The organism is Mesobacillus sp. (genome assembly GCF_057785455.1).
This window is the reverse complement of the sequence record NZ_JBYNSB010000001.1, coordinates 193,102-216,835: the sequence shown is the minus strand read 5'-3', so window position 1 is coordinate 216,835 and position 23,734 is coordinate 193,102. Positions and strand designations below refer to the sequence as shown.

Annotated in this window: 19 protein-coding genes and 1 other annotated feature; of the genes, 11 read left to right on the top strand and 8 right to left on the bottom strand. The window is 44.1% G+C overall.

The genetic code is table 11. The annotated features are described in order from the left end of the window. Window positions 1–227: 227 nt before the first annotated feature. Window positions 228–671 (bottom strand): GNAT family N-acetyltransferase, encoded by a 444-nt coding sequence (locus AC3EBE_RS01015; RefSeq protein ID WP_488593167.1) that lies wholly within the window; start codon window positions 669–671, stop codon window positions 228–230. 102 nt (window positions 672–773) lie between these two features. On the opposite strand from AC3EBE_RS01015, the gene pdxR reads away from it, so the two are divergent. Beyond that, window positions 774–2,177, top strand: coding sequence for a MocR-like pyridoxine biosynthesis transcription factor PdxR (gene pdxR / locus AC3EBE_RS01010; protein ID WP_488593166.1), 1,404 nt, complete (start codon window positions 774–776; stop codon window positions 2,175–2,177). A gap of 181 nt (window positions 2,178–2,358) precedes the next feature. Here pdxR and AC3EBE_RS01005 read toward each other — a convergent pair whose 3' ends face one another. Together AC3EBE_RS01005 and AC3EBE_RS01000 are read right to left on the bottom strand one after the other, a co-directional pair. Then, window positions 2,359–2,529 (bottom strand): hypothetical protein, encoded by a 171-nt coding sequence (locus AC3EBE_RS01005; protein WP_488593165.1) that lies wholly within the window; start codon window positions 2,527–2,529, stop codon window positions 2,359–2,361. Window positions 2,530–2,780: 251 nt separating this feature from the next. Continuing rightward, a complete protein-coding gene (locus tag AC3EBE_RS01000) occupies window positions 2,781–3,377 on the bottom strand; it encodes a class I SAM-dependent methyltransferase (RefSeq protein ID WP_488593164.1) in 597 nt (198 codons plus the stop codon). A gap of 169 nt (window positions 3,378–3,546) precedes the next feature. Between AC3EBE_RS01000 and AC3EBE_RS00995 the strand changes: the two genes are divergently transcribed. The 3 genes from AC3EBE_RS00995 (at window position 3,547) to AC3EBE_RS00985 (ending at window position 7,430) form a co-directional block, all read left to right on the top strand. Continuing rightward, window positions 3,547–4,911, top strand: a complete 1,365-nt coding sequence (locus AC3EBE_RS00995; protein ID WP_488593179.1) for a sigma-54 interaction domain-containing protein — start codon at window positions 3,547–3,549, stop codon at window positions 4,909–4,911. Between the two features lie 379 nt (window positions 4,912–5,290). Beyond that, on the top strand, window positions 5,291–6,610 hold the full coding sequence (locus tag AC3EBE_RS00990) for a GntP family permease (protein WP_488593163.1): 1,320 nt from the start codon (window positions 5,291–5,293) through the stop codon (window positions 6,608–6,610). 43 nt (window positions 6,611–6,653) lie between these two features. Further along, window positions 6,654–7,430: a 3-hydroxybutyrate dehydrogenase gene (locus AC3EBE_RS00985; RefSeq protein ID WP_488593178.1), complete on the top strand. Its 777-nt coding sequence runs from the start codon at window positions 6,654–6,656 to the stop codon at window positions 7,428–7,430. An 82-nt stretch (window positions 7,431–7,512) separates the two neighbouring features. Here AC3EBE_RS00985 and AC3EBE_RS00980 read toward each other — a convergent pair whose 3' ends face one another. The 4 genes from AC3EBE_RS00980 to AC3EBE_RS00965 all read right to left on the bottom strand — a co-directional run bounded on the left by AC3EBE_RS00980 (window position 7,513) and on the right by AC3EBE_RS00965 (window position 11,320). Further along, on the bottom strand, window positions 7,513–8,235 hold the full coding sequence (locus tag AC3EBE_RS00980; RefSeq protein ID WP_488593177.1) for a LutC/YkgG family protein: 723 nt from the start codon (window positions 8,233–8,235) through the stop codon (window positions 7,513–7,515). Then, window positions 8,229–9,659 (bottom strand): LutB/LldF family L-lactate oxidation iron-sulfur protein, encoded by a 1,431-nt coding sequence (locus AC3EBE_RS00975; protein ID WP_488593162.1) that lies wholly within the window; start codon window positions 9,657–9,659, stop codon window positions 8,229–8,231. Before AC3EBE_RS00975 ends, AC3EBE_RS00980 begins: the two co-directional genes overlap by 7 nt. Window positions 9,660–9,692: 33 nt before the next feature. Next, window positions 9,693–10,409 carry a (Fe-S)-binding protein gene (locus tag AC3EBE_RS00970; protein ID WP_488593161.1) on the bottom strand — a complete coding sequence of 239 codons (717 nt, stop codon included), beginning with the start codon at window positions 10,407–10,409 and terminating at the stop codon, window positions 9,693–9,695. A 179-nt stretch (window positions 10,410–10,588) separates the two neighbouring features. Beyond that, the gene (locus AC3EBE_RS00965; RefSeq protein WP_488593160.1) at window positions 10,589–11,320 is read right to left on the bottom strand and encodes a FadR/GntR family transcriptional regulator; all 732 of its coding nucleotides are present in this window, start codon (window positions 11,318–11,320) and stop codon (window positions 10,589–10,591) included. A 319-nt stretch (window positions 11,321–11,639) separates the two neighbouring features. Here AC3EBE_RS00965 and AC3EBE_RS00960 point away from each other — a divergent pair, with 319 nt between their 5' ends. The 6 genes from AC3EBE_RS00960 to AC3EBE_RS00935 all read left to right on the top strand — a co-directional run bounded on the left by AC3EBE_RS00960 (window position 11,640) and on the right by AC3EBE_RS00935 (window position 20,317). After that, window positions 11,640–13,334: an L-lactate permease gene (locus tag AC3EBE_RS00960; protein WP_488593159.1), complete on the top strand. Its 1,695-nt coding sequence runs from the start codon at window positions 11,640–11,642 to the stop codon at window positions 13,332–13,334. A gap of 83 nt (window positions 13,335–13,417) precedes the next feature. Continuing rightward, window positions 13,418–14,830 (top strand): glycolate oxidase subunit GlcD, encoded by a 1,413-nt coding sequence (gene glcD / locus AC3EBE_RS00955; RefSeq protein WP_488593158.1) that lies wholly within the window; start codon window positions 13,418–13,420, stop codon window positions 14,828–14,830. Beyond that, complete coding sequence (locus AC3EBE_RS00950; protein WP_488593157.1) at window positions 14,827–16,152, top strand: (Fe-S)-binding protein; 1,326 nt, start codon at window positions 14,827–14,829, stop codon at window positions 16,150–16,152. The genes glcD and AC3EBE_RS00950 overlap by 4 nt, the downstream gene beginning before the upstream one ends. 435 nt (window positions 16,153–16,587) lie before the next feature. Further along, window positions 16,588–16,805 (top strand) — a binding site (T-box leader). 128 nt (window positions 16,806–16,933) lie between these two features. Beyond that, entirely contained in the window at window positions 16,934–19,348 is a 2,415-nt protein-coding gene (leuS, locus tag AC3EBE_RS00945; RefSeq protein WP_488593156.1) for a leucine--tRNA ligase, read from the top strand. 305 nt (window positions 19,349–19,653) lie between these two features. Continuing rightward, on the top strand, window positions 19,654–19,965 hold the full coding sequence (locus tag AC3EBE_RS00940) for a rhodanese-like domain-containing protein (protein ID WP_488593155.1): 312 nt from the start codon (window positions 19,654–19,656) through the stop codon (window positions 19,963–19,965). A gap of 166 nt (window positions 19,966–20,131) precedes the next feature. Next, the gene (locus AC3EBE_RS00935; RefSeq protein WP_488593154.1) at window positions 20,132–20,317 is read left to right on the top strand and encodes a sporulation protein Cse60; all 186 of its coding nucleotides are present in this window, start codon (window positions 20,132–20,134) and stop codon (window positions 20,315–20,317) included. A 214-nt stretch (window positions 20,318–20,531) separates the two neighbouring features. On the opposite strand, the gene AC3EBE_RS00930 is transcribed toward AC3EBE_RS00935, so the two are convergent. Continuing rightward, window positions 20,532–21,803, bottom strand: a complete 1,272-nt coding sequence (locus AC3EBE_RS00930) for a BaiN/RdsA family NAD(P)/FAD-dependent oxidoreductase (RefSeq protein WP_488593176.1) — start codon at window positions 21,801–21,803, stop codon at window positions 20,532–20,534. 282 nt (window positions 21,804–22,085) lie between these two features. Here AC3EBE_RS00930 and AC3EBE_RS00925 point away from each other — a divergent pair, with 282 nt between their 5' ends. Further along, window positions 22,086–23,711 carry a putative polysaccharide biosynthesis protein gene (locus AC3EBE_RS00925; RefSeq protein WP_488593153.1) on the top strand — a complete coding sequence of 542 codons (1,626 nt, stop codon included), beginning with the start codon at window positions 22,086–22,088 and terminating at the stop codon, window positions 23,709–23,711. Window positions 23,712–23,734: the final 23 nt, after the last annotated feature.

The window sequence follows — 23,734 nt, the reverse complement described above, 5'->3', positions numbered from 1 at the left end:
CTCTTTTTTCTTACTCTGTCCAAAAATATCCTTTCAAGTGAAGTTCCTCCATTTATAAGGTCAGTTACCGAAAGGTAAACGACTATGAAATTCTAAGAAAACATGAGTAAATCGGCGTTTTGGCTTCATTTATTGAGGGAGGTTAGTTGAGCAAGAATAGATAATTAAGAACCACTTTTCTTTGTGTAAAAAAAGACCCTTACAGGTCTTTTTTACATCATTTTGATTTAAAGTCTTTTTAAAAATACATAGCTAACCTTGTCATATTCCATCTTATTTTCATAGAAGCGGTGAGCATCTATTCGTTGTAATCCTGATGAAAGTGAGACAATATCATAGCCATTGTCCTTTGACCAATTATGTACATAATTTAGAAGTGCTTTGCCATATCCTTTTGATCGACTATCTGAATCTGTAACTAAATCACAAACCCAAATAAACCTACCATTATATAAAGTAATCATAGGCATAAAGCCTGTTACAGCTACAATTTTTTCATTATCATATAAAGCGGCAATTTTATAATTTTCCTTTTGTGAAGCCTCTTTAACTAATTGAACGAATTCCTTTTCATTCAAATGGGTACGTAATTGTTTCATTACTGGATAGGCTTCTTTCCATTCCTTCTCGTTCATCAATTCCTTTATTAAGATTGATTTTTCATTTACCATCTTGTTCATCTCCTTTACCATTAATTTAAACGCAATCTGGTATAATCGGAAGTACCAGATATGATGATTTTAATGGTTCCAGCCGTTGTGGGAGAGGAAAGTATGATTGAAATTACACCTGTTTTGGATAGTAAAAATGACAAACCTATGTACATACAACTAGCCGATTACATAAAACAAGAAATTTTATCTGGAAGGATAAAACCAAAAGAAAAATTACCCTCAAAACGAAATTTATCTAATTACCTTGGATTAAGTTTAAACACAATTCAGTCTGCATACGAGCAATTAAGTGCGGAGGGGTATGTAGAAAGTAAACCTCGAAAAGGATTGTTTGTTACAACCCTAGATAATGATTTAATCATTATCCAAAGTGGTTTAGAAATATTGGAGTCAAATACAAAGAAAGCACAAGTAAATACCAGAATTGATTTTAATTCAGGTAAGGTTGATTTAGAACACTTTCCATATGCCAGTTGGAGGAAATTAACCGTTCAAGCATTATACGCGGATCAAGGAGAACTATTTTATAATGGAAGTCCACAAGGGGAGCAGCCCCTTCGTGAACAAATTGCAGCCCATATTTATGCTTCCAGAGGTGTTAGAAGCTCTGCGGACCAAATCATAATTGGTGCTGGTACACAGGTACTTATTGGATTATTGTCTATGATTATCGGTAAAGAATACATCTATGCTCTTGAGAACCCTGGCTTCCATAGAACGAGAATAACATTACAAGATCTAGGCGTCCGTACGGTTCCTATTCCTCTCGATGAAGATGGGATTAATATAAGCCAGTTAAAAAAAACGGATGCAAGTGTTGTATATGTAACTCCGTCTCATCAATTTCCTTATGGAATGATAATGCCCATTTCACGTAGAATGGATTTAATCAAATGGGCAGAAGAAAAGAACGGATATATTATTGAAGATGACTATGATGGTGAGTATCGATATAAAGGGAAGCCAATTCCGTCCTTACAAGGGTTGAGTACAAAAGAAAGTGTGATTTACTTAGGGACATTTTCAAAGTCTTTAATTCCCTCCATACGGATTAGCTATATGGTTTTACCATCTCAACTTATGAAAAAATATAAGGAGCAATTTACTATTTATAAACAGACCGTTTCTCGTATTCACCAGGATACTCTTTATCGTTTTATGAAGGAAGGGTTTTGGCAGAGCCATTTAAACAAAATGAGAACCCTTTATCGTAAAAAGCATAGTACCCTAATGTTAGCCATAAACAAATATATTGGACATAGCGTAACCGTAATCGGTGAAAAATCAGGTCTTCATATTGTTTTGGAAGTAAGAAACAATATGGAGGAAGACGAGTTAATTAATGCTGCGATGAATGTTGGTGTAAAGGTTTATCCATTATCAATATATTATGACGGAGCAACAGAAAGCGTAGGGCCAAGAATCTTACTTGGATTTGGAGGATTAACGGAAACTGAAATCAATACAGGAATTAAGTTATTAAAAGAAGCCTGGAAGCTCTAAGTAATGCCAATTTTTAATGAGTTTGTGAAGGTTTACACTTAAACAAACGGGTGCTTTAGTTGAATAAGCAGAAAAAAATAAAGAGGCAAAAATCATTGAAAAAAGGGTCATTTGTAATGAAAAAGGATAGATGCAGCCAGGTATACTCTCCTGTGCATCTATCCTTTATTTTTATCCTTTATTATGCTGTTTTTTTCTTTATCACATTATTGTTTATGGCTATATTTTTATATTGTGATTGTAAGATTGCCAAATCATATTGATCTTTTTCTTTTACGCCTTCAATAATCACTATTGATGCATAGATACAAATTAAAAATACACTGATTGTAATCAACCAAGCTACAAACATGGTATTTCCCCCTTTTAGTGAACTTAAGGCTATTTTAAAAAATCCTTAGAGGTTTCTGAGTGATATAAGTCACAGAAAAAGGGGGGAGATGTTGCAATTTTATGAACAATTGTATACTTTAATCTTATATTCAGCATGGAGATAAAAAAGCAGATCCATTTATCTTTCTTAATAATGTTAGATCCAGGTCCGACGATTTGCCGCTAAACTGTAAGATTGATTAGTAGTCCTTTTTTAAAACACACAAGATCTTACTTTATACTCCTGGATATAAACATTGAAGCATCCTGCTTCATAAAGATAGAATGACCATGATAGAAGGTTTTGATTTCGATTGATTTAAATCCAACATCGGATAAGGTTTTTTTCAGTTCTTCATGTGAGAAACCGTTATGAATTTTCGGATGCTGGATGTTTTCGTTTTTGTCAAAATCAACAATAATTAGCTTGCCGCCGTCATTTAGGATGCTGAATAACTCTTGCAATATTTTTTTAGTATCCGGAATATGAAGAAGGACGAGGGACATTAAGATGATGTCTGCCTTAAGATCAGGAGTTTTTTGAGTGAAATCTGAATGCAGTACTTTTGAGTTAGCAATCCCTTTGCGGGAAATTTTTTCTTCTGCTACCTCCAGCATTTGTTCTGAGGAATCCACCAACAAAATGGAATCTACTAAATGCGATAATTCCAGGCTGATTAAACCGGTTCCACTTCCATAGTCTATTAAAGATTTCGACAGACTATTTTCTAGTTCTGTCTTTACTTCCTTCACTATAACCTTAGCTAATTGTATTCTTTCCTTGGTATCATATCTTTTTGCCATTTGTTCAAAAACGTTATTTTCCATAAACTACTCCCTTTGTATCCAACTTTAATCTGTATTGTGGTTATTATAGCAAAGTTCAAGACCATCAATTCCATACTTTCCAGAAGCTTCTTAGTTAAATTCATCTGCTCGAAAAACTTAGTTATCAGAAAAGTATGATAAAATAAAAAGAAAAACAAGGTGACGGATGATGAATGCTAATTTATTGCACATACCGGCTGACATAATTGAAATTATCGTGGAGAACGCTTTAGAGTGGCTGGTGGTGGTCAACAGGGAAGGCCGGATCATTTATATCAATCACAATTATTGCGAGTTCCTTGAGGTGAATCGTGAGGAAACGATCGGCAGGCATGTGACGGAAGTAATCGAGAACACCAGGATGCATATTGTCGCAGAAACAGGCAAGGAGGAATTGGCCGACCTTCAGTACATAAAGGGAAATTACATGATTGCCAACCGTGTCCCGATTATCAAAAATGGTGAGGTCATTGCTGCGTTTGGAACAGTATTTTTCAGGGATACGCAGGAATGGATGAAAATGGACAGCCATGTAAAAAGTCTGCTGACCAGGATGCAGCCATATCTGCAGAAGCTTGATTCAGGCATTAAATATTCACTCGATGATATTTTAGGAGAATCGAAACAGATTGTCAGTCTGAAAGAAAAGGTGAAAATGGTTGCCAACAGTGATATTTCTGTGCTGATTAGAGGCGAGAGCGGAACGGGAAAGGAATTGTTTGCTCACAGCATCCATCAGCTCAGCAGCAGGAATCAGAAGCCTTTTATAAAAGTAAATTGTGGTGCCATTCCAGAGAACCTGCTGGAATCGGAGCTGTTCGGATACGAGGAGGGAGCGTTCACTGGGGCCAAGAAAGGCGGGAAAAAGGGGAAATTTCAACTGGCAGACGGGGGAACTTTGTTTCTTGATGAAATTGGCGATATGCCGCTGAGCATGCAGGTCAAGCTGTTAAGAGCACTCCAGGACGGGGAAATTGAACCGATTGGATCAACAAAATCGGTCTCCGTCAATGTCCGGATAATTGCCGCGACAAACAGGCCGCTGGAAAATATGATTGAAGATAAACGCTTCCGTGAGGATTTATTTTACCGTATCAATGTTGTTCCTTTCAGTGTCCCTCCTTTAAGGGAACGGCCGGAGGACCTGGATATGCTGATTTCGCATTTTATTGACAAGGTAACAAACCGGCTCGGCAAGCGAATTTCAGGAATGGACCAAGAGGTGATGTCCGTGCTAAAAGCTTATAGCTGGCCGGGCAATATCAGGGAGCTGGAGAATGTGATTGAGGCCGCTGTCCATTTAACCGTGGGAGAAAGGATTACGCTGGATTCACTGCCTGATTACCTGAAAACACAGAATGTTTTTTATCGCTTTCAGACTAAAAATCTGAAGGAGATCCTGGAAGAAACAGAAAAGTGGGTATTGAAGCAAAGCCTGGACCGGAATCATAATGATAAATCCTTAATGGCAAAAGAATTAGGAATCAGCAGGTCTACTCTATATGAAAAGCTCAATAAGTTCGGTTTGCTCTAGTCCGAAAATCCGGAATGCTGTCCGGTTTTTCGGACTTTGTTTTTTCTATTAAATCCTAAGATGGTTATCACTGTTGAAAACGTAAAAAATCAATTAGAAAAGGACAGGGCTTAAAAAAGTAAAACTATTAACAAGTGTAAATTCAGAATAGCTAAAGTCCGAATTTCCGGATTTATTTTACTGAAAATTCACAATAAATTCGCGATATAGCCAAGTTCTCAAGTTGGCACGAAAGTTGCATTAAGATTAATCAGCAATTTTTTCATCAGTTTAAAAGCAAAAATGTAAGCGTTGACATTCCTAACGGAAGTGGGTGGGAGCTTCAATTATTTGCAAAGTAATTTGCACCAGCAAAAAATTAAAACAAGGGGGAAATTGAATGCTAAGTATGATTGGTTTGATTGGCGGATTGGCTTTGTTGATTTTTCTGACGATGAGAGGGATGAACCTGCTTATTGTTGGCCCAATCTCCGCGTTATTTGTAGCACTTTTTAGCGGAATGCCGTTATTTCCGCAACTGGCAGAAGAAGGGGCTGCCAACTTTGTCGGGAACTATATGGCTGGTTTCTCAGGATTCGTGACATCCTGGTATCTGATGTTCTTGCTCGGCGCTATCTTTGGGAAGGTTATGGAGGATAGCGGTGCGGCTGATAGTGTGTCTGAGTATATCGTTGGGAAGTTTGGCATGAAATATGCAGTTCTGGCCATCGTCATTGCCTGTGCTGTTTTGACCTATGGCGGTGTCAGCTTGTTCGTCGTTGCTTTTTCCGTTTATCCAATGGCATTAAGCTTGTTCAGACAGGCGGATTTGCCGAGAAGATTTATCCCTGCTGCTCTGGCATTTGGCTCGGTTACCTTTACGATGACTTCGGCAGGATCTCCGGAAATCCAAAACTGGATTCCGATTGAATTCCTGAATACGTCACCATATGCCGGATGGGAGGTCAGCTTGATTGTCGCTGTCTTCATGATGATCTTTGGTTACTGGTGGCTGAAGCGTATGATCACAAAGGCAGTGGAACGCGGCGAGAAGTTTGTTTCAAGGGATTCCGACCCTGTCCATGAAAAAAGGCAGCTTCCAAACCCGTTGATGGGACTGATCCCATTGCTTGTCGTACTTGTCATTGCGTTCATTTTCCATGATTCACTGAAACAATCAGCCCTGATCATCGCTCTGCTTGGCGGCGTGATTGCTACTTATGTATTGAACAGAAAGTACTTCAAGAATTTCTGGGAAGCACTTTCAGAAGGGACTCTTGGTGCACTGATTGCGATTGGCAACACGGCGGCTGTAGTTGGCTTTGGCGGTGTAGCCAAGGCGGTGCCTGCATTCCAAACAGCCGTTGACGCGATGACAAGCATTCCGGGAAGTCCGCTAATCGGTGCTGCGGTTGCTGTAAGTGTAATCGCTGGTATGACTGGTTCAGCTTCTGGCGGCCAGGTAATCGCATTGCCGCTTCTTGCTCCGCACTATATGGATATGGGTGTTAATCCAGAGGCACTTCACCGGGTTGCAGCCATTTCATCTGGAGCTCTGGATTCACTGCCGCATAATGGCTATGTAGTTACAACAGTTCGGGCAATCTGCGGGGAGTCCCATCAGGATGCCTATAACCCTGTAGGTGCTGTAACGGTTATTGTTCCACTTCTTGGATTGGCACTTGCAATCATTCTATTCTCGTTCGGATTAGGGATTTAATTTTACGCCATAGATTTTGAGTTTTATAGAAAGGAGATTGATGATGGTAAAAGATAAAGTAGTGCTCATAACCGGGGCCGCCCAGGGCATTGGTTATGAGATTGGCAGAAGCTTTGCAGAACAAGGAGGCAAGGTATTTCTAACTGACCTTCAGGAGGATGCCGTCGAGAAAGCGGCAGCCAGCCTGCGGGAGCTTGGCTTTGAAGCTTCTGGCCGAAAATGCGATGTCACAAATGAAGAGGACATTGCTGCTGCTGTGGCAAAGTGCGTCGAACAGTATGGAAGACTTGATGTCCTCATTAACAATGCCGGCTTGCAGTATGTCTCAATGATCGAGGATTTCCCGACGGAAAAATTCGAACTGCTCATCAAAGTAATGCTGACCGCACCTTTTATCGCTTTGAAGCATGCCTTGCCAGTCATGAAAAAGCAGGGCAATGGCCGTGTGATCAACATGGCATCCATCAACGGGCTTGTAGGCTTTGCGGGAAAAGCGGCCTATAACAGCGCCAAGCACGGGGTTATTGGCCTTACCAAGGTTGCGGCTTTGGAAGCTGCTGAACATGGCATTACTGTAAATGCAGTTTGTCCTGGATATGTAGATACCCCGCTGGTAAGGAATCAGCTCTCAAGCCTAGCGGAGACACGGAATGTACCACTTGAAAAAGTACTCGAGGAAGTCATCTTTCCGCTCGTTCCGCAAAAACGCCTGCTGGCTGTAGACGAAATCGCTAATTATGTATTATATCTTGCCAGTGATGCTGCAAAAGGAATCACAGGTCAGGCAGCCGTCATTGACGGAGGCTATACGATTCAATAGAAAAGAAATGAGCCGGCATCTCCTTTGGGAGACCGGCTCATTTTTTATGAAAAGCTTTGGTTGGTTTCTGGCATGAAGATACTTACAGATCATCAATAACAATATATGTTGCTTTAACTGGGCCGTGTACGCCTACGACAAGATTCAGTTCGATATCGGCTGAGTTGCTCGGGCCGGTAATGAAGTTGACGCAAGATGCCACTTGTTTGCCTGAATGATGCAATTCCCGCAGCTTGCGGGCTGCCTGGGTAATCCTTGGAACGATGGTGCTCTTCGGCACAAGCGCAATATAGGTCGCTGGCAGGAAGCTGACTGTCCGTCCTTTGTCTTTATCCGAAAAGAGAACGACAGTACCGGATTCAGCAAGGGTCATTTCGCTGATCGTAATTCCGACATTCGCTTTCTCCGCCTGGCGGATATTTTCTTCACCTTTTGTATGATCCCACTCGTATACTTCAATTTCTTGTGAAGGCCAATCCTTTTTCATGAGTGGATCGAGTCCCCATTTTGAAAAACGCTCATCCTTCCAGGTAACGACTGGTCCGCCTCCGTAGTTTGCCACAACTTCATTTAGTGTTTCGGATAGCTTTTCAGAATTCGTCATGACCAGGCTTGTATGGATTTTGAGACACTGGGTTTTTAGGATTTCAACCAGTTCATCCGGCGTCGCATCCTTTAAAACCTGGTCCTGGGGGCGGTGCTTCCACTCAGGAACATTGACGCCATTGGATAAACGATCTCTTCCAAGTGAACTGGCAATTTGGTTTAAAAAAGCTTCCCGGTTTTGGATTGTGCCTGTCATGATTCTTTGCCTCCTTTTTCCCGGTTTTTAAACCAGTCTCTGAATCTTTCTTTATTAGGAGCAGGGAACTCCCTGATTTCGGTCCATGCCTTCAATGGGCCAGGCCCATTCGAGATTCTGTCACCGACCGTGAATGGATTCATTGCTGCAGGTGCCACCTTAGTACCGAGTTTATACAGCATAGGTGAAGCAGCTCCAAGTCCGAACGCCTTCATGACAAGTTTCTCCGACATCGGTGCTTTGCCTTCCTGCTCGACAATGACCTGTCGGTGCTTATGCAAAAGCTGGTGCAGCGGAATTTTTACAGGGCAGACATCCGTACATGCTCCGCAAAGAGTGGAGGCGTAAGGGAGCTCCTTATAATCATCATATCCGCCAAGCAGCGGTGACAGGACAGCGCCAATCGGTCCGGAGTAAATCGATCCGTAAGAATGTCCGCCAACGTGGCGATAGACCGGGCAAACATTGATGCAAGCAGCACAGCGGATGCATTGCAGGACAGATTGGAACTCGCCGCCAAGGATTTTTGAACGGCCGTTATCGACGATGACAAGATGGAATTCCTCCGGCCCATCAACATCCAGCTCTTGACGGGGCCCCGTCAATACAGTGATATAGCTTGTCAGCTTCTGGCCGACTGCACTCCTTGTCAGCAGACTGACAAGCACTTCCATCTCTTCGAATGTCGGCACAAGGCGCTCCATTCCCATTACTGTGATTTGTGTTTTCGGCAGGGAAGTGACCAAATCAGCATTCCCTTCATTCGTGACCAGGCTGAAGGAGCCCGTTTCTGCAACGGCGAAATTGCAGCCTGTAATGCCGATATCGGCTGTCAGGTATTCCTGGCGCAGCATTTCGCGTGCGTGCCATGCTAGCTCTTCAGGCTTCTCGGTCTTTTGGTAGCCGAGCTTCTCTGTAAAAACGTCCCTGATTTGCTCCTTGTTTTTATGCAGGGCAGGTACAACAATGTGCGATGGCGGATCATGGTCATCCACCTGGAGGATGTATTCGCCCAAATCGGTTTCAACGACCGTACAGCCGGCTTCTTCAAGAGTCTTATTAAGGCTGATTTCCTCAGTCACCATTGATTTTGCCTTCACGACTTTTTTTGCATTCTTTTTCGCGACAACGCCCTTAATATAATCATTTGCCTGTTCAGCAGTCTGTGCGAAGAAAACATGGCCTCCGCGTTTCGCTACGTTTTCGCTAAGCTGCTCCAGGTAATAATCGAGGTTTGCAAGGACATGCTGCCTGATTTCCTCACCATGGCTGCGCCACTCTTCCCAGTTTCCCAGCTCTTCGGCCGCTGTCTGCCTGCGCACGCCCATGCTGTTCTGGGCACCGGCAACTGCGCCGCGCATGAAGGAATCATTGATGCCATGTTCTACGCGTTCTTTAAAATTCTCCGTCCCGATTTTCATTGCCATGAAAAATTCCCTCCTTTTCCTTCATGTATGTGATTAACGGCTGTTCAATACTTCAGCGATATGGAGTACCTTAATCGGCTTACCCTGTCTTTCAATTCTGCCGCCGATATTCATCAGGCAGGCAGCGTCGGCTCCAATTAAGTACTCAGCTCCTGTTTCTTCGACATGGAGCACTTTTTCATCAACCATCTGCTCTGAAATCTGCGCCATCTTAACGGCGAATGTCCCACCGAAACCACAGCACTGCTCCTTACCAGGAAGCTCGGTGAATTCCAGGCCTTTTACATTGCTTAATAGAGTCATAGGAGCTTTTTTAACTCCAAGAAGCCTGGTCATATGGCAGGAGGTATGGTATGTAACCTTTCCTTCAAAACGGGCGCCGACATCTTCAATTTTTAGAACATCAACGATGAACTGGGTCAGCTCATAGGATTTCTCGGCAAGCTTCTTTGCCTTTGGCCCCCAAACAGGGTCACCCTTAAATACATGAGGATATTCGTGGAACATCGTGATGCATGAGCCGGAAGGGGACACCACGTATTCAGCATCTATGAAAGTATCAATCATCGATTTCATCGCTTCTTTCGCTTCTTTGACATAACCGCTGTTATAAGCAGGCTGTCCGCAGCAGACCTGTGATTCTGGAAATTCAATCTCGCACCCAAGCCGCTCAAGCAGCTCCACTGTCGCTTTTCCCGCATTGCTTTGGAACATATCGACTAAACAAGTTGCAAACAGAGTTACCTTCATTGTCTAACCTCTTTCCTTGACGAATGATATACGCATTCGATTAACAGGTCATCTGATGACCTGAAACCTGCGTACCCTAATTAAATTTAATACTACTATAAAAATATATTTTTTTGAAAGGGGTTTCAGGATTTTTTTTCAAAATAAATGCCGCACCCTGAAAAGGAGCGGCAAATCATCTATAAGGATTTTGTCTTTGACTGGCTGATGTATTTATGAAGGATGTCCTCAACATTTTCAATATGCGCGAGCATCAGGTTCCTCGCTTTTTCTGCGTCCTGCTCCTTAATCGCCTGGTAAATAGAATAGTGCTCATCATGCAGGCGGTCCGTCGTAGTTTGTTTTGAATATAGCCACAATCGGCGGGTTTCCTTCATCGTTTCTCCCATCAAGCCGGAAACATGATTCATCAGGCTGATTAATAACGGATTTTGTGAGCTTTCGGCTATTGCGAGGTGGAATTGCAAGTCCGCTTTTTCACCAAGCTCTTCATTTCCATTTGCCTTTTTCATTTCGTCCAATGCAGCTTCCATAGCCTGCAGCTGGATGTCATTTCGCTTCTTTGCAGCCGAGAAGACTGTCCCGGCTTCAAGGATTTTACGAACCTCGAGCAGATGGGCTGTATCCTCTGGGTTCATCAGAATTGCAGTGGATAACGGGAAACTGATCTGCTCCGATTCAAATGCCTTTACATAGGTTCCTTCGCCCTGACGAATTTCAATAAGTCCCATTGCCCTTAAGGCGGTCAGTGCTTCCCTGATTGCGGAACGGCCTACCTGGAAGTTTTCGGCCAGCTGCTGTACTGAATCAAGCTTGTCTCCAGGCTGTAATTGTCCGGAGCGAATCATGCCATGGATCGCTTCGGCCACTTCTTCATATATCTTTTTAGGTTTGATTTTTTTATATTGCAAAGTAAAGCCTCCAAGTTTGTTCTCTTACCACTCATTATACAATTTTTCTTGTGAAGGGGAAGGTGATTAAAACTTTTAATGGATGCAAAGTGGTAAATTTCAGTTAAAAATATCACATAGAGAGATAATTATATTTTACTAAATTTCAAAAAAGATATTGAAAATTTTGTCGATGGCACACTATAATTCAAATTAACGTCATGTTAATGACCTAGTCATCAGATGACCTTATCATATTATGTAAGCGATTTCTTGATAAGTGATGACAAATAATTGGGGAATAGTTCATTGCTAAAACACACACTTTAGGGGGGAAAGTATGTCGTTCACACAAAATTTCACAGCGGTAGGAGATAGTCTTGCATTATCCGCTATCGTCGCACTGATTCCGATTTTATATTTCTTCTGGGCGCTGGCAGTAAAGCGCATGAAAGGCCATATCGCAGGACTGACAACCCTTGCTGTCGCTTTGGTCGTAGCAGTGGCTGCCTATAAGATGCCTGCTGGGATGGCATTGATGTCTGCATCACAGGGAGCGGTATATGGAATTTTGCCAATAGGCTGGATCATTATCACTTCTGTATTCCTGTATAAATTGACAGTAAAAACTGGACAATTTGACATTATTAGAAACTCCGTGCTTTCGATTACTGAAGACCGCCGTTTGCAGGCACTTTTGGTAGCGTTCTCATTTGGTGCCTTCCTTGAAGGCGCTGCAGGATTTGGAGCGCCGGTAGCCATTTCGGCTGCACTGCTTGTAGGGTTGGGATTTAATCCGCTTTATGCTGCAGGTCTTTGCTTGATTGCGAATACTGCACCAGTTGCTTTCGGTGCAATTGGGATTCCAATCATCGCTGTTGAAGGGCCAACTGGAATTCCCGCAATGGAAGTCTCCAAAATGGTCGGACGCCAGCTGCCGTTTTTATCTGTATTCATTCCATTTTATTTGATCGTCATTATGGCTGGGTTTAAACGTGCATTTGAAGTCATGCCAGCGATCCTTGTATCTGGCGTTTCATTCGCACTTACACAATATCTGACTTCAAACTTCGTTGGACCGGAGCTTCCGGATATTTTATCAGCACTAGTGTCATTATTTGCGCTTGCGGTTTTCCTTAAATTCTGGAAGCCAAAGACAATCTTCAAATTTGCTGCCGAAGAAGAGCTGGCAGCAACAGCTGCAGTAAATGTACGTGCGAAAAAGCAGGTGCAGAACACTGGAGCACAGGTGTTCAAGGCATGGTCTCCATTCCTTGTATTGACTGCCATTATTTCTGTTTGGGGTATCCCGGCAATCAAACTGGCACTGACAGGACATTATGAAGGCAGCAATGTGCTGTTAAAGGCAATCAACCCAATCGGCCATGCACTTACATATGTTCCTGAAGTACCATTTTTGAATAACAAAGTCATTAATGCAGCGGGCGACCCTGTTGCAGCCGTCTATAAGCTTGAGGTTCTCGGCGCAGCAGGCACGGCTATCCTGATCGCTGCGATCATTACTAAATTCATTGTCGGCATCTCCTGGAAAGACTGGGCATCGGCGTTTGGCGAAACGCTGAATGAATTAAAATTCCCTGTATTGACGATTGGATCTGTAGTAGGGTTCGCATACGTAACAAACGCATCTGGAATGAGCACGACGCTTGGCATGACTCTGGCAAAAACAGGAGCGGTATTATTCCCATTCTTCTCGCCATTCCTTGGCTGGCTTGGGGTTTTCATCACGGGATCAGATACATCTGCCAACCTGTTGTTTGGCAATCTGCAAAAGATAACTGCCACATCGATTGGCATGGATCCAGTCCTTGCCGTAGCGGCTAACTCGTCCGGGGGTGTTGCAGGCAAGATGATTTCACCGCAGTCGATTGCAGTTGCCTGTGCTGCAGTAGGATTGGCTGGTAAAGAATCGGACCTGTTCCGTTTTACCATCAAGCACAGCTTGTTCCTGGTCACGCTCGTCGGTATTATCACATTCTTGCAAAATAGCGTTCTATCTTGGATGATTCCATAAACATACAAATACTGCCAGGCTTCTGTCATAATGATAGGAAGCCTGGCTTCATTTCACCGGATACAATTAAAGGGGGAAAAACGATGCTTTCTAATACGGTAAAAGAACAGATCATTTCCATTGTCTCAGCAGCGAATTTTGATGACTCGAAAACGGGGGGGCTCGTTTATTCATATGATGCTACACCAAACTTTCAATCCATGCCTTATGCGGTAGTCAGCCCGAGGAATAAACAGGAAATTTCCGAGATTGTGAAGCTATGCAATGAGCATAAAATCCCGATCGTTCCTCGAGGCTCAGGCACTAATCTGTGCGCAGGCACATGCCCGACTGAAGGGGGAATCGTGCTTCTTTTTAAACACATGAATAAAATCCTTGAGGTGGATGAGGAAAATCTGACGGCAACTGTCCAGCCGGGAGTCGTTACGCTTGATTTAATCAACGCAGTTGAAGCGAAGGGACTGTTTTTTCCGCCAGATCCAGGTTCTATGAAAATATCAACCATCGGCGGCAATATTAATGAAAATTCAGGCGGGCTGCGTGGTCTGAAATATGGCGTGACAAGGGATTATGTCATCGGCCTTGAAGCTGTTCTGCCAAATGGAGACATCATCCGGACTGGAGGCAAGCTTGCCAAGGATGTAGCAGGCTATGATTTTACTAGATTGTTTGTCGGGTCGGAAGGGACTCTGGGTATCATTACAGAGGCTATTTTAAAATTAATTCCGATTCCTGAAACGAAGCAGACAATGCTTGCACTCTATCAGGATCTGGAAGCAGCTGCTAAATCTGTCTCGAAAATCATCGCCAGCAAAATCATCCCGGCGACACTTGAGTTCCTTGACCAGCCAACATTGCGGGTAGTTGAGGACTTTGCCAAGATCGGCCTGCCAACCGATGTACAAGCTGTCTTGCTGATCGAGCAGGATGGACCATTGGAAGTTGTGCAAAGGGATATGGCCCGGATTGCCGAGGTTTGCAAGGAAGAAAAGGCTGTTTCCGTTCAGGTTGCCCAGTCAGAAGCAGAGGCGGAAGCATTGAGAACTGCACGCCGCAGCGCCTTGTCCGCACTCGCCCGATTGAAGCCGACAACCATTCTTGAGGATGCGACAGTACCAAGATCCGAGATTGCGAGAATGGTAAATGCCATAAATGAAATCGCTGTGAAGTATAACCTGAATATCTGTACATTTGGCCATGCAGGCGACGGGAACCTGCACCCTACCTGCCCGACCGACTCCCGCAACCATGAGGAAATGGAAAGAGTGGAAAAGGCGTTTGAGGAAATCTTTGAAAAAGCGATTGAATTTGGCGGAACAATCACAGGGGAACACGGTGTCGGAGTCATGAAAGCACCATACCTCGAATTGAAGCTTGGCAAGGAAGGGGTCGCTGCCATGAAAGCTGTAAAGGCAGCACTTGATCCTAACAATATCATGAATCCAGGTAAAATTTTTGCGAAGGACAGCAGGAAACGAGTGGTGGTTTCAAGATGACAACAGTTCAAGAACAGCAGAGAATTCAGACACAATTCCAGGAGAAAATGAACCAGAATGAGCTTTTGAACTGCATGCGCTGCGGCTTTTGCCTGCCAACCTGCCCGACCTATATCGAATCAGGCTATCAGGAATCCCATTCGCCGCGCGGGCGGATTGCTTTAATGAAGGCAGTGGTCGATGGCCTGATCGAGCCTGATGAGGATTTTGAAAGGTCACTCGATCTTTGCCTCGGCTGCCGGGCATGTGAACCGGTTTGCCCATCAGGCGTAAATTATGGTCATTTACTTGAAGAAGCAAGGGATATCGTGAACCAGAACAAGAAATTCTCGATGCCTGTCAGGGTTGTCCGAAAAGCAATATTCAAAGGGCTTTTCCCGAATCAGAATAGAATGCGCAGCCTTACCGGGCTGATTGGCTTTTATCAGCGTTCAGGACTGCAAAAGGTTGCCCGCGGTACGGGGATCATGAAGCTATTCCCAGAATCACTTGCGACGATGGAAAAGGTACTGCCAAATGTGCCGACAATGAAGGAAATGAAGAATCGCCCTGAACACCTGGAAGCGATTGGTGTAGTAAAACATAAAGTTGCTTTCTTCAGCGGCTGCCTGATGGATACGATGTTCCTAGAAACAAATAATGCGACAATGAAGCTCCTGCAGCTTGCGGGCTGTGAAATTGTTATTCCGAAAGAACAGGCCTGCTGTGGAGCGCTGCATGGACACAGCGGTGAAAAGGAAGATGCAAAGGCACTGGCACGCAGGAATATCAAAGCATTCGAGGATACAGGGGTCGATTTTATCATCACGAATGCAGGCGGCTGCGGCGCATTCCTGGTCGACTATGACCATCTCCTCAAGGATGATCCGGAATGGAAGGGACGCGCACAGGCATTTGCCGATAAAATCAAGGATGTCTCGCAAATCCTCGTAGAGGTAGGCTTCCATGAAAAAGTGAAGCTCGAGCTTCCACACCAGGTTATCACCTATCAGGACTCATGCCATCTCCGCAACGTAATGAAGACCGCATCTGCACCAAGGACGCTGCTGCAGGCAATTAAAGGGATTGAATTCCGCGAAATGCAGAATGCCGACCGCTGCTGTGGTTCAGCCGGAATCTATAATATAGTTGAAAGCGAAATGTCCATGCAGCTGCTGGATTCCAAAATGGTTAACGCCAAGGCTACCCATGCAACAACGATCGTTACGGCAAATCCAGGCTGTCTGCTCCAGATGAAGCTTGGAATCGAGCGTGAAGGGTTATCGGGCAGTATGAGAGGTGTGCATATTGTTGATTTACTGCTTGAAGCAGTGAAGGGATAGGTTGTTTTTATTGATACACTCCATTCGTGATTTATTTTGCGGATGGGGTTTTTATTTGTAGAAATCTTTCGGTGGGTGGTAGACCCTGTTTCTTGTGGTTCCTGTTGAATTAAGATTAAGGGATTTTAATAAATGTCTTGCTTTATCATTCCGCAATTTTTCAAGTTTATTCCGCAAATATTTGTCGAAATCCCGCAAACTGGAAATTCAAACGGACTTTTTTCAATTTATTTATCCAAAATTACCCGGCCCCGGCTAAACGCCGTGACTTTCAGCGCGATCCAAAGGAAATGGTTAAGAAGGTCCTCTTCCGCGATTCCTATAAAATAACCCACACCATTCAACCGCTTCCTTCATAAAATAACCTCCATAATCATTTCTTTCATCCCCGCTTGCATCCTGGCGGAAATTTTATTACAATATCTCTATATATAATGAAAGACTTTGACAAGGAGTAGTAGTGGTGCAAAGCCTGAGCAAGAGAGCTGGCGGTTGGTGCAAGCCAGACAGGTCCATCATGAACTCGCCTTTGAGTCGCAAGCGTGAACTCTAGTAGTGCTTGCCGTTTTCCGCGTTAAGGATGAATGAAGCGAGTGTTGCACACTAATTTGGGTGGTACCGCGGGAGATCATACATAGCCTCTCGTCCCTTTTACAGGGACGGGAGTTTTTTATTTTCTGGGGAAAATGTACTGGATTTTTGCTAAAAAAGGCAGAAGTTTTTCCAAACTGAAAACTCCATCCGCTAAAAATAAACGACATACACACAGGAGGTCAATTCGATGAGCTTTAACCATCAGGAAATCGAAAAGAAATGGCAAGCGTATTGGGAAGAAAACAAAAGCTTCAAAACGACTGAAGATAAAGGGAAGCAGAAGTTCTACGCTTTGGATATGTTTCCATATCCATCTGGGGCGGGACTGCATGTAGGCCACCCGGAAGGCTACACAGCTACAGACATCCTTTCACGCATGAAAAGGATGCAGGGCTTCAACGTTCTTCATCCAATGGGCTGGGATGCATTCGGTCTTCCAGCAGAGCAGTATGCGCTGGATACAGGAAATGACCCAGCTGAATTCACCGAGAAGAACATCAACACGTTCCGCCGCCAGATCAAGGCATTAGGTTTTTCATATGACTGGGACCGTGAAGTGAATACGACAGACCCAGGCTATTATAAATGGACTCAATGGATTTTCCTTAAGCTATATGAAAAGGGACTTGCCTATATCGATGAAGTGGCTGTTAACTGGTGCCCGGCACTTGGTACAGTTTTAGCGAACGAAGAAGTTATTGATGGCAAGAGTGAGCGTGGCGGCCATCCGGTTGAGCGCCGCCCGATGAGACAGTGGATGCTTAAAATCACTGCCTATGCAGACCGCTTGCTTGAGGACCTTGATTTATTGGATTGGCCGGAGAGCCTTAAGGATATGCAGCGCAACTGGATCGGCCGTTCCGAAGGTGCTGAAATTACCTTCAACATTGAAGGGCACGATGGAACGTTCACAGTCTTTACGACTCGTCCTGATACACTTTTCGGCGCAACTTATGCGGTCCTTGCACCAGAACATCAGCTGGTTGATAAAATTACGACAGCTGAGCAGCGTGCAGCAGTGGAAAAATACATTGACGAAATCAAGAGTAAAAGTGATCTTGAGCGTACAGATCTTGCGAAGGACAAAACAGGTGTATTCACTGGCGCTTATGCCATCAACCCAGCCAATGGCGAAAAAATGCCTATCTGGATTGCTGACTACGTACTAGCTTCATATGGAACAGGAGCTATCATGGCAGTTCCTGCTCATGATGAGCGCGACTACGAATTTGCTAAAAAATTCAACCTAGAAATCAAAGAAGTCGTTGCCGGCGGAAATGTAGCTGAAGAAGCTTACACTGGCGACGGCGAGCATGTGAATTCTGAATTCCTTAACGGCATGAATAAGGAAGATGGAATCAACAAAATGATTGCCTGGTTAGAGGAAAAGGGCATTGGAACGAAAAAGGTCACTTACCGCTTGAGAGACTGGCTGTTCAGCCGCCAGCGCTACTGGGGCGAGCCGATTCCAATCATCCACTGGGAAGATGGCACAATGTCAGCAGTACCTGAGGATCAGCTGCCGCTTGTCCTTCCAAAAACGAAGGACATCAAGCCATCGGGAACAGGCGAGTCTCCACTTGCGAATATCGAGGAGTGGGTGAATGTCGTTGACCCTGATACCGGCAAAAAGGGCCGCAGGGAAACGAATACAATGCCGCAGTGGGGTGGCAGCTGCTGGTACTACCTTCGTTACATCGATCCGAAGAACGAACAGGCTCTTGCCGATGCTGAAAAATTAAAAGAATGGCTTCCGGTCGATATTTATATTGGCGGTGCTGAGCACGCAGTACTTCACTTGCTATACGCTCGCTTCTGGCATAAGGTTCTTTACGATGTAGGAGTTGTCCACACGAAGGAGCCATTCCAAAAGCTGTTCAACCAGGGTATGATTCTTGGTGAAAATAATGAGAAGATGAGTAAATCCAAGGGCAATGTCGTCAATCCGGATGAGATTGTCGAGAGCCATGGTGCTGATACTTTAAGACTTTATGAAATGTTCATGGGCCCTCTTGAAGCATCAATCGCCTGGTCGACAAATGGACTTGATGGATCACGTCGCTTCCTTGACCGTATCTGGCGCTTGTTTGTTAATGAAAACGGCAGCCTGAACGAGAAAATCACTGATACTGAAAGCGCAAGCCTTGAAAAGGTTTACCACCAGACAGTCAAGAAGGTAACCGAGGACTATGAGGGACTTCGTTTTAACACAGCGATTTCGCAAATGATGGTCTTCATCAACGAAGCATATAAAGCGGAAGAGCTTTCTAAGTCTTACGTTGAAGGCTTCGTGAAGATGCTTGCTCCAATTTGTCCTCATATCTCAGAAGAACTTTGGGCGAAGCTTGGTCACGGTGAGTCGATTACGTATGCAGCATGGCCAGCATATGATGAAGCGAAGCTTGTGGATGACGAAGTAGAAATCGTTGTCCAGGTGAACGGCAAGATCAAAGCGAAGATGATGGTTCCGGCAGATGCAAACAGAGAAACTCTAGAGCAAATCGCAATGGGTGATGATTCTGTCAAGGAACAAATCGATGGCAAGACAGTACGCAAAGTCATTGCAGTACCAGGAAAATTAGTGAATATCGTAGCAAACTAATTATAAGAAAAGGGCCGTTTTTTAACGGCCCTTGTTTCGCTTTATAAGAAAGGTATAATCTTCGAAAACTGTCTAGCTCCAGCGCCTAGCCCCTCGAGTCGCTTCGGTCCTGCCAATGAAGTCAAAGAACGACTTCACTGTCAGGCCCTCCAGCGCTTGTCGGGGCTGATCAAGGCGCTTGCGCTTTTCCTATATACCCCTTAAGGTTTTTCTTTTGCCAATGAAAAAGAGTTTTTCTATAATAAATAGGGGAAAATACTTGATTGTATGATTCTTTAAAATTTACCTAAATGGAGGCTATAACGATGAGCAATATTGAAACGATTTCTACTGAAGAACTTCAAAAGAAGCTGGAAGCTGGCGAAAAGCCTGAAATGATCGATGTGCGTGAGCATGACGAAGTGGCGTCTGGAATGATTCCTGGAGCTAAGCACATCCCAATGGGCGAAATTCCTGAAAGACTGAGCGAGCTTGACAAGGATAAGGAATATATCTTCATTTGCCGTTCTAGCGCTCGCAGTGGAAATGTTTGCCACTATTTGAATGAGCAAGGTTATAAAGTACGCAACATGGTTGGCGGAATGATGAGCTGGGGCGGAGAAACTACACGTCCATAATTATAAAATTCTGAAAATCTGACTATACTGGATGTAAAGAAAACTCGCCGACTGGCGAGCCCAAGGGCGAAGACAGAGGCGTAGTTGCACTTATGCGTTAAGAAGGTATAAATTTTGAGAAAAATTTATACTTTCTTATTAGCCTAAAAAGGAAGGATGCATTCCCTTGATCCAGGTCAGAGTATTTGATCATGAACATGAAAAAGATCTTGAAACAGAAATGAACATTTTCCTTGAAAAGCTGGATGAGAAAAAGCTTTTGGACATTAAGTACAATGTCGCTGTCATCCCTGAGGAATTGGAGGAAGAGCAGATTTATTGTTTTTCCGCAATGATTGTTTACAGAGCCTGAATCATTCAGGCTCTGTTTTACTTTGGCTGTTTTCGTAAAGATTGTTGTTAAAATCCAAAAGCCGATTTAACGTGATAAAAGCCATTTTGTATGTCGGTACTAAGTTAGCCAGCTCTTTTCTCAAAATAAGCGATAAGTTTGGGAAGAAACTTGAGTAATTCAATCTTATTTTGTAGTCAATAGCAACATAGTTTGAGAAAAGAGCCTTGATTTTTTACCATCCATTCAATGCAAAGTGGGCTGCGTTTGTCCCTGCAAGTCTACCGGTTACAAGGGCGGAGGTGATATTGTAGCCTCCGGTATAGCCGTGAATGTCGAGGATTTCCCCGCAAAAATAAAGTCCCATTGCTTTTTTCGATGCCATTGTCTGCGGCTCGACTTCTTTTACCGAGACCCCGCCTCCTGTAACGAAGGCCTTGTCCAGCGGCAATGTCCCATTGACCTTGAACTCGAATTGTTTCACAGATTTGGCAAAGCTGCGGATTTTTTCGTGGCCGAGCTGGCCTCCCTGCATGGCTGGATCGATTTCATTCCGTTCAAGCAGGAACAAGAGATAGCGTTCTGGGAGCAGCCCTTTAAGCAGATTTTTCAATGCTTTTTTAGGCTCGGCTTTTATCAGCTTATTAATCTCCTGAAATAGCTCTTCTTCCTTCATATCAGGCAGGGCATCGAGTGACATGACAGCTTCTTTGAGATTCCATTTTTCCATTGCCTTGACGACGAATTGGCTGCAGCGCAGAACAGCAGGTCCGCTGACGCCGAAATGGGTGAAAATCATATCCATCCTGTGGGTGATGAGAGCTTTGCCTTTTGGGTTCAATACACTGAGCGCAATATCCCTCAAAGAAAGTCCCTGAAGCACTTTTTCCTTAATGAAAGGTTCACTGGATGTTACAGGCACCTCGGTTGGGAACAGGCTTGTGATTGTATGGCCTGCTTTTTCCGCCCAGGCATAGCCGTCACCAGTTGAGCCAGTATGAGGTACGGATTTGCCTCCAACAGCAATTATGACACTGTCAGCGTAGATCATTTCACCATTTTTCAATTCTACGGCATCTGCCTTGCCATCTTTGTAATGGACATCTGCTACCGGGCTGTTTGTTTTAATGTCGACATTCAGTTCCTTCATCTTTGAAAGAAGAGCGTCAACAACAGATTGAGCCTTATCCGTGACAGGGAACATCCGGCCATGGTCCTCTTCCTTCAGTTGGATGCCAAGATTTTCGAAAAAAGAAATGATATCTTCATTGCTGAAAATCGAGAGCGCACTGTATAGGAACCGGCCATTTCCGGGTATATGTTTAATGATTTCTTCAACAGGAAGGCGATTGGTCACGTTACAGCGGCCGCCGCCAGAAATCGCAAGCTTGCGGCCAAGCTTGTCCCCTTTATCGATCAGCAGCACCTTCGCGCCCTGTTCACCAGCCGCGATGGCTGCCATCAAACCAGACGGCCCGCCGCCAAGGACGATTACATCATATTTCATCATCACACCAACTTTTCATTCACTTTTCAGCTTGATAAGCTTTTTTCATTATATAGCATCTCCCCATTAAAAACATTGCCAGCAATGCAGTTATTCAAACAGAAAGTTAGTTTAATTGGAAATATACAAAACTGGCAGTCACGGAAAAAGAAGAGTAAACTAGGGAATGCAGATTAAAATATATGATAATTATCATCGTCTCAAAATTTTTTTGTGGTAAAATACAAGTTTGTAGTCAGGTTCTTCAGCAAGTGAATTAGCATGAAGTTAGGAAGGGATTTTATGTCATCAAAGCTTTTGAGAGGGACGTTCATATTAACGCTTGGCACGATTATTTCCAAGGTGCTAGGTTTATTCTATGTTATTCCCTTCTATGCAATCGTCGATGATTACGGAACCGCACTTTATTCGTATTCATATATTCCATATACCATTTTTATCAGTATCGCGACGGCTGGGGTTCCGCTGGCGGTCTCCAAGTTTATCGCCAAATATAATGCTCTTGGTGAATATGCAGTCGGCAGGAAGCTTTTTAAGTCAGGTATAGCAGTTATGCTTGCGACAGGGGTCCTCGCATTTTTGGTTATGTATTTTACAGCGCCGGGTCTTGCTGACATTGTCATGGATTCCGATGACAAGAGCCAAAGAATCAGTGCCGAGGATGTCACAACCGTCATCAGGGCTGTCAGCTTCGCCTTGATTGTTGTACCGTTCATGAGTTTGATCCGCGGATTTTTTCAGGGGCATCAATCCATGGGGCCTTCCGCAGTTTCACAGGTCGTTGAACAGATTGTCCGGATTGTGTTCTTGCTCGCTGGGGCATATGTTGTACTGAATATTTTCAAAGGAAGCATGGTCACAGCCGTTAGCGTAGCGACTTTTGCTGCCTTTATCGGAGCGATTGGAAGCCTTGCTGTCCTTGGGTGGTACTGGGTAAAAAGAAAACCGCATCTGGATGAACTCTTGAAAGAAGACAAAGGAACAATGGATGTTTCCTTGAAGGCGATTTACAAGGAGATTTTGCTGTATGCAGCACCTTTCGTATTTGTGGGAATTGCCAATCCTTTATTCCAATTCATTGATATGATGACTTTTACAAGGGCGATGACAGCAGTGGGAATCGCCAAGGATGAGGCAGTCGAGGCCTTCTCGGTATTGAACTTCCAGACGCACAAGCTCGTCATCATACCTGTTTCACTTGCAACTGCCTTTTCGCTTACGCTGGTTCCAAGCATCACTAAAGCCTTTACGGAAAATGACCGTAAAAGCATGAGGCGGCAGCTGGACCAGACTTTCCAGGTGCTCATGTATTTAACTGTACCTGCAGCGCTCGGAATGGCACTGCTTGCTGAACCTATGTTCACCGTATTCTATGAAAATAATGACCTCGGCACAACGGTTCTTATGACATATGCGCCAGTTGCCATTTTGTTCGCTCTATATTCTGTGACTGCAGCAATCCTGCAGGGAATCAATGAACAGCGCTTTACGATTTTAAGCTTGCTGACAGGGCTATTGGTCAAGCTGGCCTTAAACATCCCGATGATTAAGATGTTTGAAACACAGGGCGCAGTTATATCGACGGCTTTAGGCTATACAGTCGCCATTGGCATCAATATGCTCGTCATCAGGAATTTTGCCAGATATCCGATGGGCTTTGTGGCAAGAAGAATTGTCCTTATTCTTGTGTTTTCTGGCTTGATGGCCGGAGTGACCTTGGCATTCTATGGAGTCCTGGTCCAGTTCCTGTCGCCTGCTTCCAAGTTCCAGTCCATTCTCTTAATCGTACTTTCAGCTGCGGTTGGAGCACTAGTTTATTTTTACCTGGGATTCAGGACAAAGCTGGTGGACAGGTTATTTGGAGACCGGGTTACCAAAATCAAGCGTAAATTAAGGCTGCCGGTATAATAGAAAAAATGGCCTTCAGTATG